The 14997-nt window shown below is 70.2% G+C and carries 13 protein-coding genes; 8 read left to right on the top strand and 5 right to left on the bottom strand.

Features of this window, described 5'->3' with window-relative positions; genetic code table 11:
• Window positions 1-163 precede the first annotated feature (163 nt).
• The 3 genes from ACWFR3_RS15215 (at window position 164) to ACWFR3_RS15225 (ending at window position 4085) form a co-directional block, all read left to right on the top strand.
• Window positions 164-1468 carry an ATP-grasp domain-containing protein gene (locus ACWFR3_RS15215; RefSeq protein ID WP_453735013.1) on the top strand — a complete coding sequence of 435 codons (1305 nt, stop codon included), beginning with the start codon at window positions 164-166 and terminating at the stop codon, window positions 1466-1468.
• Between the two features lie 38 nt (window positions 1469-1506).
• Window positions 1507-3582, top strand: a complete 2076-nt coding sequence (locus ACWFR3_RS15220) for a CocE/NonD family hydrolase (RefSeq protein WP_453735014.1) — start codon at window positions 1507-1509, stop codon at window positions 3580-3582.
• A gap of 146 nt (window positions 3583-3728) precedes the next feature.
• Window positions 3729-4085, top strand: coding sequence for a PRC-barrel domain-containing protein (locus ACWFR3_RS15225; RefSeq protein WP_453735015.1), 357 nt, complete (start codon window positions 3729-3731; stop codon window positions 4083-4085).
• Window positions 4086-4334: 249 nt separating this feature from the next.
• Here ACWFR3_RS15225 and cpt read toward each other — a convergent pair whose 3' ends face one another.
• Window positions 4335-4868 (bottom strand): chloramphenicol phosphotransferase CPT, encoded by a 534-nt coding sequence (gene cpt / locus ACWFR3_RS15230; protein WP_453735016.1) that lies wholly within the window; start codon window positions 4866-4868, stop codon window positions 4335-4337.
• 86 nt (window positions 4869-4954) lie between these two features.
• Complete coding sequence (locus ACWFR3_RS15235; protein WP_453735017.1) at window positions 4955-5422, bottom strand: hypothetical protein; 468 nt, start codon at window positions 5420-5422, stop codon at window positions 4955-4957.
• 124 nt (window positions 5423-5546) lie between these two features.
• On the opposite strand from ACWFR3_RS15235, the gene ACWFR3_RS15240 reads away from it, so the two are divergent.
• Entirely contained in the window at window positions 5547-6770 is a 1224-nt protein-coding gene (locus ACWFR3_RS15240) for a 4-hydroxybenzoate 3-monooxygenase (RefSeq protein WP_453735018.1), read from the top strand.
• A gap of 59 nt (window positions 6771-6829) precedes the next feature.
• A complete protein-coding gene (locus tag ACWFR3_RS15245) occupies window positions 6830-8371 on the top strand; it encodes a SulP family inorganic anion transporter (protein WP_453735019.1) in 1542 nt (513 codons plus the stop codon).
• 27 nt (window positions 8372-8398) lie between these two features.
• Here the strand turns inward: ACWFR3_RS15245 and ACWFR3_RS15250 are convergent, their stop codons facing one another.
• Together ACWFR3_RS15250 and sfnG are read right to left on the bottom strand one after the other, a co-directional pair.
• Window positions 8399-9616, bottom strand: coding sequence for an acyl-CoA dehydrogenase family protein (locus tag ACWFR3_RS15250; protein ID WP_453735020.1), 1218 nt, complete (start codon window positions 9614-9616; stop codon window positions 8399-8401).
• Between the two features lie 43 nt (window positions 9617-9659).
• Window positions 9660-10763 (bottom strand): dimethylsulfone monooxygenase SfnG, encoded by a 1104-nt coding sequence (gene sfnG / locus ACWFR3_RS15255; protein WP_453735021.1) that lies wholly within the window; start codon window positions 10761-10763, stop codon window positions 9660-9662.
• Between the two features lie 523 nt (window positions 10764-11286).
• On the opposite strand from sfnG, the gene ACWFR3_RS15260 reads away from it, so the two are divergent.
• Complete coding sequence (locus tag ACWFR3_RS15260) at window positions 11287-11874, top strand: YceI family protein (RefSeq protein WP_453735022.1); 588 nt, start codon at window positions 11287-11289, stop codon at window positions 11872-11874.
• A gap of 19 nt (window positions 11875-11893) precedes the next feature.
• Here the strand turns inward: ACWFR3_RS15260 and ACWFR3_RS15265 are convergent, their stop codons facing one another.
• Window positions 11894-13462, bottom strand: a complete 1569-nt coding sequence (locus tag ACWFR3_RS15265) for a carboxylesterase/lipase family protein (protein ID WP_453735023.1) — start codon at window positions 13460-13462, stop codon at window positions 11894-11896.
• A 145-nt stretch (window positions 13463-13607) separates the two neighbouring features.
• Here ACWFR3_RS15265 and ACWFR3_RS15270 point away from each other — a divergent pair, with 145 nt between their 5' ends.
• Together ACWFR3_RS15270 and ACWFR3_RS15275 are read left to right on the top strand one after the other, a co-directional pair.
• Window positions 13608-14147, top strand: a complete 540-nt coding sequence (locus tag ACWFR3_RS15270) for an isochorismatase family cysteine hydrolase (RefSeq protein WP_453735024.1) — start codon at window positions 13608-13610, stop codon at window positions 14145-14147.
• Window positions 14148-14187: 40 nt separating this feature from the next.
• Complete coding sequence (locus tag ACWFR3_RS15275; RefSeq protein WP_453735025.1) at window positions 14188-14949, top strand: uracil-DNA glycosylase; 762 nt, start codon at window positions 14188-14190, stop codon at window positions 14947-14949.
• Window positions 14950-14997 lie beyond the last annotated feature (48 nt).

Genomic DNA, 14997 nt, shown 5'->3' on the forward strand with positions numbered 1-14997 from the left:
CCTGGGAACCCCGACGCACACGCGCCCCACTTACCAGGGGCCTTGCGTACGGGAGTGGGGCCGGGTGGCAGGGAGGGGCGGGGATTGCGCCACTTCCGCACGGGTACGCGGACCATCCGTCACCCGGCGGAACAGCTGCCGACCACGACGTCGAAAGGGCGCCATGCCGCACAACATCTTCGTTCTCGGCCTCGACGAGGCCAATCTGCCGACCATGCGCGCCGTCCCCGACGCGCAGGACTACGTCTTCCACCCCCTGCTCACCGTCGGGGAGCTGCAGGGCGGTGAAGTGTCGGTACCGGGGCTGCTCGCCAAGGCGGAGAAGATTCTGGACGCGTTCGACGGCCACATCGATGCGATCGTGGGCTATTGGGACTTCCCGGTCAGCACGCTCGTGCCGATCCTCAGCGAGCGCTACGGCACGCGCAGCACCAGTCTTGATTCCGTGGTCAAGTGCGAGCACAAGTACTGGAGCCGCCTGGAGCAGCGGCGGGTCACCGACGCGCATCCGCCCTTCGGGCGCGTCGACACCGAGAGCGACGATCCCCGGCCCCCTGAGGGCATGGACTTCCCGATGTGGCTCAAGCCGGCGCTCTCCTACTCGTCGGAACTGGCCTACGGCGTGAAGAACCAGGACGAGTTCGCCGAGGCGACCGCCCGCATCCGCGAGGGGATGGGGCGCATCGGGCGACCGTTCGAGGACATACTCGACCGCGTCGAACTGCCTCCGGAGATGGCCGACGTGGGCGGCCAGGTCTGTCTGGCCGAAGGTGAGCTGGGCGGCATCCAGGTGGCGGTCGAGGGCTACGTCCACGAAGGCGAGGTCACCGTCTACGGCATCATCGACTCGATCCAGTACCCCGACTCGTCGAGCTTCCTGCGCCACCAGTACCCCTCCCGGCTCCCCGAGCCCGTCCTCGAGCGGCTGCGGGACATATCGGAGCGGGTGATGCGGCAGATCGGCATGGAGGCGGCGACGTTCAGCATCGAGTACTTCTACGACCCGCGGTCGGACGCGCTCAACCTCCTCGAGATCAATCCGCGGCACTCCCAGTCGCACGCGGAGATGTTCGAGTACGTCGACGGGGTGCCCAACCACCACTGCATGCTGAGCCTGGCGCTCGGCAAGGACCCCGGACTGCCGCACCGCAAGGGCGAGTACCCCACGGCAGCCAAGTGGTACTACCGCTGGTTCGCCGACGCCACCGTGCACGACGTGCCCTCGCGCAAGGACATCGAGAGCATCGAGCGCCGCATCCCGGGGGTGCGCATCGACGTGGTGGTCGAGGAAGGACAGCGCCTGTCGGGCGTTTCCCAACAGGACAGTTACAGCTATGAGTTGGCGCACATCTTCACGGGCGGGCAGAGCGAGGAGGACATGCGGGCCAAGTACGACCAGTGCGTGGCGGCCCTCGGTCTCACCTTCGACGAAGCCGAGCCCGGCGGCCGCGAGACGAAGAACGACTGAACCACCGTCACCACCGCAACACGAAGGAGCGTCCTGGTTTGCGCTACGTGAACGACCTTCCGTACGAGACCAAGGAAGAGGAGAACGTCACCATCCCCGCGGCGGACGGAACCCGCCTCGCGGCCCGCATCTGGCGGCCGACGTCCTCCGACCAGGATCCCGTCCCCGCGATCCTGGAGTACATCCCCTACCGCCAGCGTGATCTGACCGCCGAGCGCGACTCCATCCACCACCCGTACATCGCCGGGCACGGCTACGCCTGCGTACGCGTCGACCTGCGCGGCACCGGGGACTCCGAAGGGGTGCTCAGGGACGAGTACCTGGAGCAGGAGCAGACCGACGCCGAGGACGTCCTCGCCTGGCTCGCCGACCAGCCCTGGTGCGACGGCACCACCGGCATGATGGGCATCTCCTGGGGTGCCTTCGCCGCACTCCAGGTCGCCGCGCGGCAGCCGGAGAGCCTGCGCGCCATCGTCATCGCGTCCTTCACCGACGACCGCTACGCCGACGACATGCACTACATGGGCGGCGCACTCCTGTCGGACAACCTCGCCGAGGCGGGCACCATGTTCGCCTACGGCACCATGCCCCCGGACCCGGCCACGGTGGGCGACCGGTGGCGCGACATGTGGCACGAGCGGATGGAGGGCACCCGCCCCTGGGTGATCGAATGGCTCAAGCACCAGCGCCGCGACGACTACTGGCGGCACGCCTCGGTCTGCGAGGACTACCAGGCCGTACGCTGCCCCGTCCTGGCGTCGAGCGGCTGGGCGGACGGCTACTCGAACGCCGTGACACGGCTGCTCGGCAACCTGGACGTGCCGCGCAAGGGACTGATCGGCCCCTGGTCCCACAAGTTCCCCCACCTCGGCGAGCCCGGCCCCGCCATCGGCTATCTCCAGGAAGTGGTGCGGTGGTGGGACCACTGGCTGAAGGGCGCCGACAACGGCGTCATGGAAGGCCCCATGCTGCGGACGTGGATGCAGGACAGCGTGCCGCCGTCCACGTCGTACGAGGAACGCCCCGGCCGCTGGGTGGGTGAGCCGTCTTGGCCGTCCCCGCACATCACCCCCGTGGTGCGCCGCCTGACGCGTCACGGGCTCTCCGGGCCGCTCACCGATGCGGAGGCGACCGATGCGGAGGCTTCGGGCGAAAGCGCCGGGAGCGGGGGGCCCGATGAGGGGCTCTCCGTCCAATCACCGCTGTCCGTAGGCCAGTTCGGGGGTAAGTGGGCCTCCTACAACGCGCCCCCCGACCTGCCCTACGACCAGCGTGAGGAGGACGGCGGCTCGCTGGTCTTCGAGACCGACCCGCTGACCGAGCGCACGGAGATCCTGGGCTCGCCGAGCGTCGAACTCGACCTGAGCGTCAGCGAACCCGTCGCCATGGTCGCGGCCCGTATCTCCGACGTGGCCCCCGACGGCAGTGCCACCCGCGTCAGTTACGGCCTGCTCAACCTCACCCGGGGCGACGCGCACAACAGTGACCCGCGCCCCCTCGAACCCGGGCGCCGCTATCGCGCGGTCATCCCGCTCAACGGCGTCGCCCAGGCCTTCCCGCCCGGTCACCGCATCCGGCTCTCGCTCTCCACCTCGTACTGGCCGCTGGCCTGGCCGCCGCCCAAGCCGGTGCTCCTGACCGTGCACGAGACATCGAGCACCCTGACGCTGCCGGTCCGCCCGGTGGAGGCGCCCGACGCCGTGCCCGAGGAGCCCTTCGGTGAACCGGAAGGCACCCGACCGCGGCCATCGACCCAGCTGGTCGCCCCCGAGGAGCGCTGGCAGGTCAAGCGTGACCTGGTCGACTACGCCGCGGAGCTGGAGATCGTCAAGGACCGGGGGACGACGCGGATCGACGACATCGGCCTCGATGTCGGCCGCCGGGCCTACGAGCGCTACACCTCCGTGGCCGAGGACTTCACCTCCGCCACCGGGGAGTCGGCCTGGACGATGTCCTTCCGCCGTGACGACTGGGACGTACGGGTGGAGACCCGCACCGTCCTCAGCTGCGACGAGGGCAACTTCCGGGTGGACGCCACCCTGGACGGATACGAGGGCGACCGGCGGGTGTTCTCGCGGACCTGGAACGAAACCGTGCCCCGCGACTTGCTCTGACCGGGCAGCGGAATTCGCCGCTGAGACGGCCGGAAGTTTCTGTTTGGCCCTTTATCGGCAGGGCACCCGATGCGTTGGAGGTTGATCATCCCCTCCCGTTATCTGAAATCCCTGCGTTTCAGGGAAAATCAATTGAGGAGTTCTCGATGAGCAACGAAATCTGGAGCTACGTTCCCACTGCCGGGCACGGCCCGGACGCCGACCTGACCGGCTACAAGGTCGAGGCCGCCGACGGCCACATCGGCAAGGTCGACAAGCACTCGAACGAGGTCGCCAACCAGTACATCGTCGTCGACACCGGCGTGTGGATCTTCGGCAAGGAGGTGCTGCTGCCTGCGAGCACCGTCACCGCCATCGACCACGAGGCGCGGAAGATCCTGGTCTCGCGCACCAAGGACCAGATCAAGGACGCGCCCGAGTTCGACAAGGAGAAGCACCTGGGCGACCCCGCGTACCGCGACCAGCTCGGCGGTTACTACGGCGGTCTTGGCCCGGGTCACTGACCCGAGGAGCCAGGCGCGAAAGCGCCGTTCTCAGGGCACTGATGGCGTCCGGGGCACTAGCTGCCCCGGACGCCGTCACGCGTATCAGGAGTATTCATGGCGCGGAGGGCTTGGTTATTCCGAACGAATTCTCTGCGCGGACCTACTGCAATAGGCTTAGGCGGGGCGGATTTTAGTTCCGTTTACCCGCCGGCCCTGTGTGATTTCCCCGGAGGTGGCGGTGACGGCGGCCGGGCGGGGGCTCCCCGGTCAGGCGATGCGGGCCGCGATGGCCCGTGCGCACTCCAGGGACTCGGTCTGCGTCGTGTCCACTTCCATGTCGTAGAGCACGCCGCGGTGGACCAGATCCGCCTGGGAGGCCGCCATGCCGAAGACCCGGTCGCCCCGCGCCGTCTCCCGGCCCGCGGCGATCGCGCCGGCACAGCGGACGCCGACCCACAGCACCGGCAGATCACCGAGGGACTTGCGCCAGCGCTCCTGTGACGCCGGACCGCCGAGGAAGACCTCGTCCACGATGACCCTGGCGCCCGCCCGGGCCATCGCCGCGATGCCCTCGATCCAGGCCGCCTCCAGGGTGCGGAACTCGGGGCCGACGGTCACCTCGCCGTCCGCGGCGACCTCGATGCCGTCCGACGCGGTGCGCATCGACGCGGGCAGCGCGTCGACGAACGTGTCGCATCCGAACGTCAGCCACGGATCGGGCAGCACCGCCTGCAGACACCGCGCGATGCCGGACTTGCCGGAGCTGGAACCGCCATTGAGAACGATCACTTGAGTCGTCACCGCGCCACAGTAGAAGCATCAACGCGCCACCGGAAACGATTTGCCGTGCCTCCGGCCGGGTCGGCCGGGGTCAGCGTCGGCCGGGGTCAGCCCGTGCCGTCGTACGGGCTGATGCGGCGGTAGGCGGCGCGGGCGTGCAGGACGCGGCCCGCCGTCGTGCCGATGAGGGCCGCGGCCAGCAGACAGCCCATCCACTCGGGGTCCCGGTGCCCGGCCCAGGAGATCTCCCCTATGGGATGGGCGGCGAAATAGTTCAGCAGCATCCAGCACAGCAGGGCCGTCCCCGGCGCCGCGGCGAAACGGCCCCGCACGCCGAGCAGCGCGGCAAGCAGCGAGAGAGCCGCGAGCGCGAGCCCCGTGCGGTCGAGCGCACCGAGCAGATCGAGCACCGTCACCAGCGCGAACGCGCCCGCGCAGGCACCCGTCCAGAGGAAGGGCGTGGCCACGGGTTCGGGAACCACCCGCACGCCCTTGGCGATGTACCGCCACTCCAGCACCGTCGACTCCTCCCCATCGCCGGTCCGCCGGGGCGCCGCTGCCCCGGGGACGTCCATGACCGGCGCCTCCCGCAACAGGACCGACGCTCCGGAGATCTGGCACGGGCGTGGTCCCGGCCAGATTGTCGCACCCGCATTCGGGGTGGTCTCCCGCTCGTCGTGTACCCGTCATAATTTCCGGATGGACCTCGCCCCCGCTCCCGAGCACTCCGCGCCGCGACGGCGCGCCCGCATCGTCGTCGTAGGAGCCGGACCGGCGGGGCTCACCGTCGCCAACATCCTGCGGGCCGCCTCAGTGGACTGCGTGGTCCTGGAGACGGAGAGCAGGGAGTTCATCGAACAGCGGCCCCGTGCGGGCTTCATCGAGGAGTGGGCGGTGCGTGCCCTGGAGCAGCGTGGCCTTGCCGACCGGCTCCTCGCGCACGCGCAGACCCACGGCGAATGCGAGTTCCGCTGGGCGGGGGAGCGCCACCGGTTCCCCTACGGCGAGCTGTCGGGGAACCGCCACTTCGTCTATCCGCAGCCCCTGTTGGTGACGGATCTGGTGGGCGCCTACGCCGACCGCGCGGGCGGCGACATCCGTTTCGGCGTACGCGACGTGGAACTGGACGGCATCGACACGGACCGCCCCGCGGTGTCGTACACGGATCCGGCGTCGGGCGAGCGCATACGTCTCGACTGCGACGCCGTCGCGGGCTGCGACGGCGCGCGCGGTGTGACGCGCACCTACCCGGGGCCGGAGCAGGCCACCGTCGCCCGGCACGACTACGGCATCGGCTGGCTCGCCCTGCTCGCCGAGGCGCCGCCGTCGTCGGACTGCGTCGTCTTCGGCATCCACCCGCGCGGCTTCGCGGCCCACATGGCCCGAAGCCCCGAGGTCACCCGCTACTACCTGGAGTGCCCGCCCGGCGACGACCCCGCGAACTGGCCGCACGAGCGCGTCTGGTCCGAGCTGCACGCCCGGCTCTCGGTGGCGGGGGCGCCGCCGCTCACCGAGGGGCGACTGATCGAGAAGCGCGTCCTGGACATGCACAACTACGTCGTGGAACCCATGTCCCGCGGGCGCCTCTATCTCGCGGGCGACGCCGCCCACCTCGCCGCTCCGATCGCCGCGAAGGGCATGAACCTGGCGCTGCACGACGCGCTGCTGCTCGGCGACGCACTCGTGGCCCACTGCGCGAAAGGCGACGACAGCGCCCTGAACGGCTACTCGGAGGCCTGTCTTTCGCGGGTGTGGCAGTACCAGGAGTTCTCCCAGTGGCTCTCCGAGCTGCTGCACGGCACGTCGTCGGGTGATCCGTTCAGGGCGGGCACGGCCGCCGCCCGGCTGCGCAGGATCCTGCGCTCGCCGGCCGCCGCCGCCGCGTTCGCCGAGCTCTACATCGGCAAGGGCGCCGGCAACTGAATCACCCTCGCCCGCTGCCGTAACGTTAGGGTCTTCGCATTTTTCGCACGCCCCGGGTCATGCCAGGCGCTGCCCGAGCACGACAGGTACCTCTCTTGTCCACGTCCGCACTGTCCCCGGCCGCACGGCTGCGTGGCCTGCGCCCCGACTGGCTGTCCGACCCGAAGGTCTGGCGCACCGAGGCGCTCGCCGGTCTGGTGGTCGGTCTCGCGCTGATCCCCGAGGCGATTTCGTTCTCGATCATCGCCGGGGTCGACCCCGCGATCGGCCTGTTCGCCTCGTTCACGATGGCCGTGACCATCTCCGTCGTCGGCGGGCGCCGCGCGATGATCTCGGCGGCGACCGGCGCCGTCGCGCTGGTGATCGCGCCGCTGAACCGCGAGCACGGTTTCGGGTATCTCGTCGCGGCCGTGATCCTGGCCGGTGTCTTCCAGGTCGTCCTCGGCGCGATCGGCGTCGCCAAACTGATGCGGTTCGTGCCGCGCAGCGTGATGGTCGGCTTCGTGAACTCCCTCGCCATCCTGATCTTCATGGCGCAGGTCCCCGAGATGCACGACGTGCCCTGGCCCGTCTACCCGCTGATCGCGGCAGGGCTCGCCCTCATGGTGTTCTTCCCCAAGGTCACCAAGGTGGTTCCGGCCCCGCTCGTCTCGATCGTCGTCCTCACGGCCGTCACGGTCGCCGCCGGGATCGCGGTGCCGGCCGTCGGCGACAAGGGGGAACTGCCGTCGTCCCTGCCGGTGCCGGCCCTGCCCGATGTGCCGTTCACCGTGGACACGCTGACGACCGTCGCGCCCTACGCGCTCGCCATGGCGCTGGTCGGCCTGATGGAGTCCCTGATGACCGCCAAGCTCGTCGACGACATCACCGACACCCGCTCCTCCAAGAAGCGCGAGTCCATCGGCCAGGGCATCGCCAACATCGTCACCGGCTTCTTCGGCGGCATGGGCGGCTGCGCCATGATCGGCCAGACGATGATCAACGTGAAGGTGTCCGGGGCCCGCACCCGCCTGTCCACCTTCCTCGCGGGCGCCTTCCTGATGGTCCTGTGCATCGTCTTCGGACCTGTCGTCTCCGACATCCCCATGGCCGCGCTGGTCGCCGTGATGGTGATGGTCTGCTTCGCGACCTTCGACTGGCACTCCATCGCGCCCAAGACGCTGCAGCGTATGCCCGCGGGCGAGATCACGGTCATGGTCGTCACCGTGGCGTGCGTGGTCGCCACGCACAACCTCGCGGTCGGCGTGGTCGCGGGATCGCTCACGGCGATGGCCGTCTTCGCCAAGCGCGTCGCCCAGCACGCCGAGGTCACCGCCATCCGTGACCATCACGACGACAACGTCACCTATACCGTCACCGGTGCGCTGTTCTTCGCCTCCGCCAACGATCTCGTCGAACGGTTCGACTACGCCGGCGACCCCGACAAGGTCGTCATCGATCTGACGGCCGCCCACGTCTGGGACGCCTCCTCCGTAGCCGCCCTGGACACGATCGGGATCAAGTACGCCCAGCGCGGCAAGACGGTGGAGATCATCGGCCTGAACGGTCCGAGCGCCCGGATCCACGAGAAGCTCAGCGGCGAACTCACCGGCAGCCACTGAGCGTCCTCGCGGCGTCATGGCACAGGATCACGAATACCAGGTGGGTTCCGGGAGCTCACCGGTGAGGACGTGACGGCCGACCTCGCGGCGCTTGTAGGCGACGGGGTCGTGCAGGGTGTGGGTGCGTACGTTGCGCCAGAAGCGGTCGAGTCCCTCGGCCGATGCGGTGGAGCGGGCGCCGGTCACCTCGAAGACCTGGTTGGTGATCTCCAGAGCGACCTCCGTGGCGCGCGCCTTCACCGCCGCGACCCGCACCTCGAACGCCCCGCGGGACTGCTCGGTGACCGCGTCCGGATCGTCGTGCAGCGCCTGGCCCTCCAGGGCGACGGCATCGGCCAGGGCCTCGACGGCCCACAGCTTGGCGGTGAGATCACCGTAGATGTCGATGACGTACGGCTCGTCGACGGCCGCTTCGTGGCCGCCGTGCAGCCAGGGGCGTGACCTGGCCGTGGTGTAGGAGGCGGCGGTCTCCAGGGCCCCTGCTGCGATGCCGAGGTAGAAGCTGACGAAGACCAGCTGGATGGTGGGGACGTTGAGCGTGTTGTAGACGCGCGGCGTGAACTCCTTGCCGACGTATCCGGCGGCCGACGCCCACGGTGTGCGCACGCCGTCCAGGCTCACGCCGCCGCTCTCGGTGAGCCGCTGGCCGATGTTGTCCCAGTCGTCGTGGAAGGTCAGGCCCTCGCTGTCGGAGGGCACGATGGCGAAGACATGCTTGTCCGTGCCCTCCAGCACCCCTTCGAGCACGGTGACGTCGGAGACCCTGCTGCCGGTGGAGAAGGTCTTGCGGCCGGTGAAGACCAGGTCGTCGCCGTCCTCCGTGACCACCACGTCGTGGTCGCGGGGATTGACCGCGCCGCCGAAGAACCACCGCTCGCGGGCGGCCTCGGCCTCGACGTGCTCCCACTGCTCGCGGGTGCCGACCAGGCGGGCGGCCCAGTTCCACAGGTAGTGGTAGCCGAGCAGCTGGCCGATCGAACCGTCGGCCTTGGCGACCTCGCGCACGACGCGGTAGGCCGTCGGCCAGTCCTGACCGGCGCCGCCGTGCTCGACCGGCCCGAGGAGCGTGACCAGACCGGAGTCCTTGAGCAACTGGACCTCGGCGTAGGGGGTGTGGCCCGCCTTGTCGCGGGCGACGGCGTCGGTGGCCAGGACGGCCGCGACCTGCGAGGCGCGGTCGATCCAGGCCCGGGAGTCCGTGGGGATGGGGAGGGTCTGCCAGTCGGCGGGCGTGACGGTGCTCATGTTGCTGCCTCTCTGGGGGAGTTGTGGTGGGGCAGGTGGTGCGTCAGTGGGTGGCCGCGGGGGTGGCCGAGGCTTCGAGCTCACGGACGATCGGGAGCACCTTCTTGCCGAAGTACTCCACCTCTTCGAGGTAGTGCAGGAACCCGAGCAGGAAGAGATCCACGCCGAGCTTCTTGTAGGCGACGATGCGCTCCGCGATCTGTTCCGGGGTGCCGATGAGACCCGTACGGAAACCGTCGTTGTACTGGACGAGGTCCTCGAAGGAGGAGTCCTGCCACATGCCCTTGCCGTCGGCGGCGGACCGTCCTGCCTGCTTCACGGCGGCGCCGAAGCCCTCCACCGCGTCGGTGTCGGCCTTGGCGACGATCTCGCGGAGCGTCTCGCGGGCCTCGGCCTCGGTGTCACGGGCGATGAGGAAACCGTTGAGACCGAAGCGGGGCGGGGTGCGTCCGGCCGCCGCGGCCGATGAACGCACGTCCTGGATCTGCTCGGTGACGCCGTCGAAGTCCTTGCCGTTGGAGAAGTACCAGTCGGACACGCGGCCCGCCATGGCGCGGGCCGCGGTGGAGTTGCCGCCCTGGAAGATCTCCGGGTGCGGGCGCTCGGGGGTGTTGAGGGGCTTGGGCTTGAGGGAGAAGTCGCGGATCCGGTAGAAGTCACCGGCCAGTTCGGCGTGGTCCTCGGTCCAGATGTCGCGCAGCGCCCGGATGAACTCCTCCGAGCGGCGGTAGCGCTCGTCGTGCTCCAGCCAGGGCTCGCCGAGTGCGGTGAACTCGTCCTTGAACCAGCCACTGACCACGTTGACGGCGAACCGCCCGCCCGACAGCTGGTCGGCCGTCGCACCGAGCTTGGCGAGCACCCCCGGGTGCCACAGGCCCGGATGGACGGCGGCGATCACCTTCAGGCGCTGGGTGGCGAGCAGCAGGGCGAGGCTGAAGCTGGTCGACTCGTGCTGGAACTCGGCGCCGTAGCTGGCCATGTAGCGCACCTGGCTCAGGGCGTAGTCGAAGCCGTTGTTCTCGGCGAGGACGGCCAGTTCGCGGTTGTAGTCGTAGCCCCAGTCGGTGCGCTGCTCGATCTTGCTGGTGACGAGGCCGCCGCTGACGTTGGGGACCCAGTACGCGAAGCGTGCGGGTTCGGATGACATGGGGGAGCTCCTGGGGGTTCGGGGCATGCGGGGGTACGCGTGCGGGTGAGACGGCGGGGCGAGGCCCGGGACAGGGGTATGCAGGCCGAGCGGCGCCAAAGAGGCATGCGTCAGGGCGCGTCGGTCACCAGGTGTCGATCACGCAGGGCGGAAGAGGCCGCGCACGCGTCTTCGGTCGATCAGCGAGGGAAAGAAGGGCCGAGCGGAGGCCGGAGGTCAGCGGCGACAGAAGGAGCCGGCAAGACGTCCGAGGTCGATGTGGCGGCGCTGCGTGAGCCTGCGCATATCGATCAACTCCTCGCTGGACAGGACCGCGTCCACCCCGCCGAACGGTGGGAGGAGCTCGGTCCGTTCACACGTTAGCGAGCGGAACCGCCCCGGGTCGATTCGGCATTGACGAGGGGCTGATAGGGCTCCCCTTCCACCGCCGCCGGGACAGGCGCGGGCCAGGTGACATTTGTACCGGCGGATCGGAGACATCCGAATCTGCCCGCTGCCTCGCCCGGCGAGCACGATGAGTTCAGTGACCGCGGTGGCGGACGAGCTGCCGCGGACGTCGGAAGAGGGAGGCGCGGGCGCCATGGTCCTGCCGATGCGGAAAGAGCAGAGCGTCCCGGAGAGCGGCACGTACGAGATCGACCCGGCGGCATCGACGGTGCGGTTCCGGACGCGCACGGTGTTCGGACTGTTCCCGGTGCGGGGCACCTTCGGCATCGGCCGGGGGCAGATCACCGTGACCGATGCCGTGGAGGACTCCTCGGTGGACGTGACGATCCGGGCGGACACGTTCGACTCGGGTCTGGGGCGCCGCGACCGGCATGTCGTATCCGCCGACTATCTCGATGCCGCCGGGTATCCGGAGATCGAGTTCCGCAGCCGCCGGGTGGCGGAAACCGCGAGGGGTACGGCGGAGCTGCCGGGGGAGTTGACGGTGCGGGGCGTCACACAGCCCGTCTCCGTCACTGTCGGGGCGGTGGTGCCGGACGGGCGGCGGCTGATCGTCGAGGGCACGGCCACCGTCGACCGGTACGCGTTCGGCGTGACCACGGCCAAAGGCATGACAGGCCGCCGCCTGAAGCTCCGCCTCGCCATCGAAGCGGTCGCCCGCTGAAGGCCGACGTGGTCGACCGTTACCCGGCGGGGCGGTCGTCGATCAGCGGCAGGGCGGAGAAGTCGTGGTGCTGCCAGATCCGGCGGGAGGACTCTTCCGGGTACGCCGTGACAGCCGGCCGGGTGTCGAAGAGCTGCACGAGGCGCTGAGCGGCGTCGTACCCGGGCCAGCCGGGATCGCCGTTCGCGGCGAACGCCGTCCACGCGGCGCGCATGCGGGCGGACAGCGCCTCCGCCTCCGGCGGCGGGCCCTCGCCGATCAGTGCGGCGGGCCGGCCACGGTCCAGGTTGCCGAAGACGAGCGGCACGTCGAGGCCGTGGCAGGCGCCCAGCATGCCGCCCATGCCCGGTGCGGGCCACGTCAGTTCGTAGACGTGGGCGCGACCACCGGCGGCGGTCTGGGCCAGGGCGAGGTGCAGGCTCGGCATGCGGAACAGCCAGTCGGACTGCACCAGTTCGTGCAACTGGTCCGGGCCCGCGGCCGGGAAAGCGTCGTGGTAGCCGCGTGCGCCGTCCTGCCCGGGGCCGAAGACGCGCAGGGCGCTCGCCGCCTGCTCCGGTGTCACCTGGCCCAGCAGCCCGTCGAGCGCGGTGAGCAGCCGCGCTTCGTCGCGGGTGTGGCCGACGAGGAGCCCGATGCCGCGGCAGGCGCCGTCGGCAAGGGCCTGCCAGGGAGTCACCGGCAGCACATCTCCCTCGACGACCGGCGAGAAGGCGATCGACCTGTGCGCCACCCGGCCCCAACGCGGTGCCCACCGGCCCATGTCGGCGCCGACCGCGTCACCGGCGGCGGACAGCAGCTCCGGGTCCACCGTGGACAGGTCGGCCACGGTGGGCTTCAGCCCGAGCTCGGCGGCGCAGGCGGCGGCGATGTCGGCGGCGAGCTCCGGCGCGAAGAACGTGCCCTGCACACTCTGCGCGGCGGCCCGGCCGAACAGCCCGGCCGCACGCGGCATCGCAAGGAGCGCGGCGACCGATCCGGCGCCCGCCGACTGGCCGAAGAGCGTGACGCGCGCCGGATCGCCGCCGAAGGCCCGGATGTTGTCCCGCACCCACTCCAGAGCGGCGACCTGGTCGAGCAGCCCCCGGTTGGCGGGCGCCCCCTCGATCTGCCCGAAGCCCTCGATGCCCACCCGGTAGTTGAACGTCACGACGACGACGCCGCCCTCACGCGCGAGGCGGCCGCCGTCGTACTCGGGAAGGCCTGACATGCCGATCGTGTAGGCGCCGCCCTGGATCCACACCATCACCGGCAGCTCCGCGCCGGGTCCCGGCCCGGGCGACCAGACATTGACCGTCAGCCAGTCCCCGTCCGTCAGCCAGTCTTCGCCCGTCACCTCGCGCGCCAGCGCGTCCATGCCGAAGTGGCCGCCCTGAGGGGGCGGCGGTCCGTACGACCGCGCGGCCCGCACCCCCTCCCACCCCTGTACCGGCTGCGGCGCGGCGAAGCGCAGCGGGCCCACCGGCGGCGCGGCGAACGGGATGCCGCGAAAGACCGCCACCCCTGCCTCCCGCGTGCCGCGCAGCGCTCCGGCGGCGACGCGGACCTCGGGCCCGTCCCCGGACGGCCCCGACGCGTCAACGGTCATCACGATGCTCCCTCCGGCCCGGACATCCGGGAGCATCCCGCCGCGACCGGACACGGCGCCAGCCATTTTCCGCGTCGCCCGGCAGTCACCGCGTCTGCTGGCGGGGCACCCGCGTTACGCGTGGGGCGCGTGATGGACTCGGGGCATGGCTCAGCAGGCACTCGTCATCGTCGACATGATCAACCTGTACGACCACCCGGACGCGGAAATCCTCCGGAAGTCGGTCAAGGAAGTGCTGCCCAACGTCCGCAGACTGATCGAGCGGGCGCGGGCCGACGACATCACGGTGATCTACGCCAACGACAATTTCGGCCTGTGGCGCTCCCACCACGACGAGCTCCTGAACATCGTCCTGAGCGGCCCGCACGCCGAGTTGGTCGCTCCGATCCGCCCCGAGGGCGACTCGCTCTTCGTGGTGAAGGCCCGGCACTCGATCTTCTACGACACCCCGCTGGAGTACCTGCTCCGCCAGCGCGGCATCGATTCCGTGCTCCTCTGCGGCCAGGTGACCGAGCAGTGCATCCTCTACTCGGCGCTCGATGCCCACATCAGGCATCTGGAAGTCGTCGTGGCCGAGGACGCCTGCGCGAGCATCCACAGTGACCTTGCCGAGGCCGCGCTACAGATGATGGAACGGAACATGCAGGCCAGGATCGTCCGTTCCACGGACGACGAGCTGTTCTGAGGACGGACGAACCGATGGAGGACGATCCGGGGTGGCCCGCATGGATCCGCTGACCGAGCTGGACGCACGTGTCTCGGGGTGCGCCGCCTGCCCGCGCCTCGTCGCCTGGCGCGAGGAGGTCGGGCGGGTCAAACGGGCCGCCTTCATGGACTGGACGTACTGGGCGCGGCCGGTGCCCGGGTTCGGGCCCGCGGATGCCTCCATGCTGGTCATCGGGCTCGCCCCCGCGGCGCACGGAGGCAACCGGACGGGCCGGATGTTCACGGGCGACCGCTCCGGGGACGTCCTGTACAAGGCGATGTACGAACTGGGCCTGGCATCGAAGCCGTTGGCGGTGTCCGTGGACGACGGACTGACGCTGCGCGGGGTACGGGTGACGTCGCCGGTGCACTGCGCCCCGCCCGAGAACAAGCCGACTCCCGGCGAGCGCGACATGTGCAGGCCGTGGCTCGTACGCGAGATGGAGCTGTTGGGGCCGCGTCTCAGGTCGGCGGTGATTCTCGGCGCCTTCGGCTGGCAGGCGGCGCTGCCGGCCTTCGCGGCGGCGGGGTGGCAGGTGCCGAAGCCACGGCCGAAGTTCGCGCACGGCACGCGGGTGACGCTGGAGCGCGCGGGAGTACGGGCAGCCGCCGGCGGCTCTCCGGAGCCCGTCACACCCCCGGCCCCCGGACCGGTCACCCTGTACGGCTGCTTCCACGTCAGCCAGCGCAACACGTTCACCGGACGGCTGACTCCGGACATGCTCAAGGACGTCCTGCGGGAGGCGGCGGGCGAAGCGGCCATCCCGCCGTACACGAAGTGAACACCCCGCCCGGCATCGGAAACGGCCGAAGCCCCCGCACGCCAGGTG

Source organism: Streptomyces sp. NPDC055189, from assembly GCF_053606765.1.

What these genes read in the sequence shown, in the direction of transcription:
- ACWFR3_RS15215 (WP_453735013.1), top strand. Translation starts at nt 164, where the DNA reads ATGCCGCACAACATCTTCGTTCTCGGCCTCGACGAGGCCAATCTGCCG.
- ACWFR3_RS15225 (WP_453735015.1), top strand. Translation starts at nt 3,729, where the DNA reads ATGAGCAACGAAATCTGGAGCTACGTTCCCACTGCCGGGCACGGCCCG.
- ACWFR3_RS15235 (WP_453735017.1), bottom strand. Translation starts at nt 5,422, where the DNA reads ATGGACGTCCCCGGGGCAGCGGCGCCCCGGCGGACCGGCGATGGGGAG.
- ACWFR3_RS15240 (WP_453735018.1), top strand. Translation starts at nt 5,547, where the DNA reads ATGGACCTCGCCCCCGCTCCCGAGCACTCCGCGCCGCGACGGCGCGCC.
- ACWFR3_RS15245 (WP_453735019.1), top strand. Translation starts at nt 6,830, where the DNA reads ATGCCAGGCGCTGCCCGAGCACGACAGGTACCTCTCTTGTCCACGTCC.
- ACWFR3_RS15250 (WP_453735020.1), bottom strand. Translation starts at nt 9,616, where the DNA reads ATGAGCACCGTCACGCCCGCCGACTGGCAGACCCTCCCCATCCCCACG.
- sfnG (WP_453735021.1), bottom strand. Translation starts at nt 10,763, where the DNA reads ATGTCATCCGAACCCGCACGCTTCGCGTACTGGGTCCCCAACGTCAGC.
- ACWFR3_RS15265 (WP_453735023.1), bottom strand. Translation starts at nt 13,462, where the DNA reads ATGACCGTTGACGCGTCGGGGCCGTCCGGGGACGGGCCCGAGGTCCGC.
- ACWFR3_RS15270 (WP_453735024.1), top strand. Translation starts at nt 13,608, where the DNA reads ATGGCTCAGCAGGCACTCGTCATCGTCGACATGATCAACCTGTACGAC.
- ACWFR3_RS15275 (WP_453735025.1), top strand. Translation starts at nt 14,188, where the DNA reads ATGGATCCGCTGACCGAGCTGGACGCACGTGTCTCGGGGTGCGCCGCC.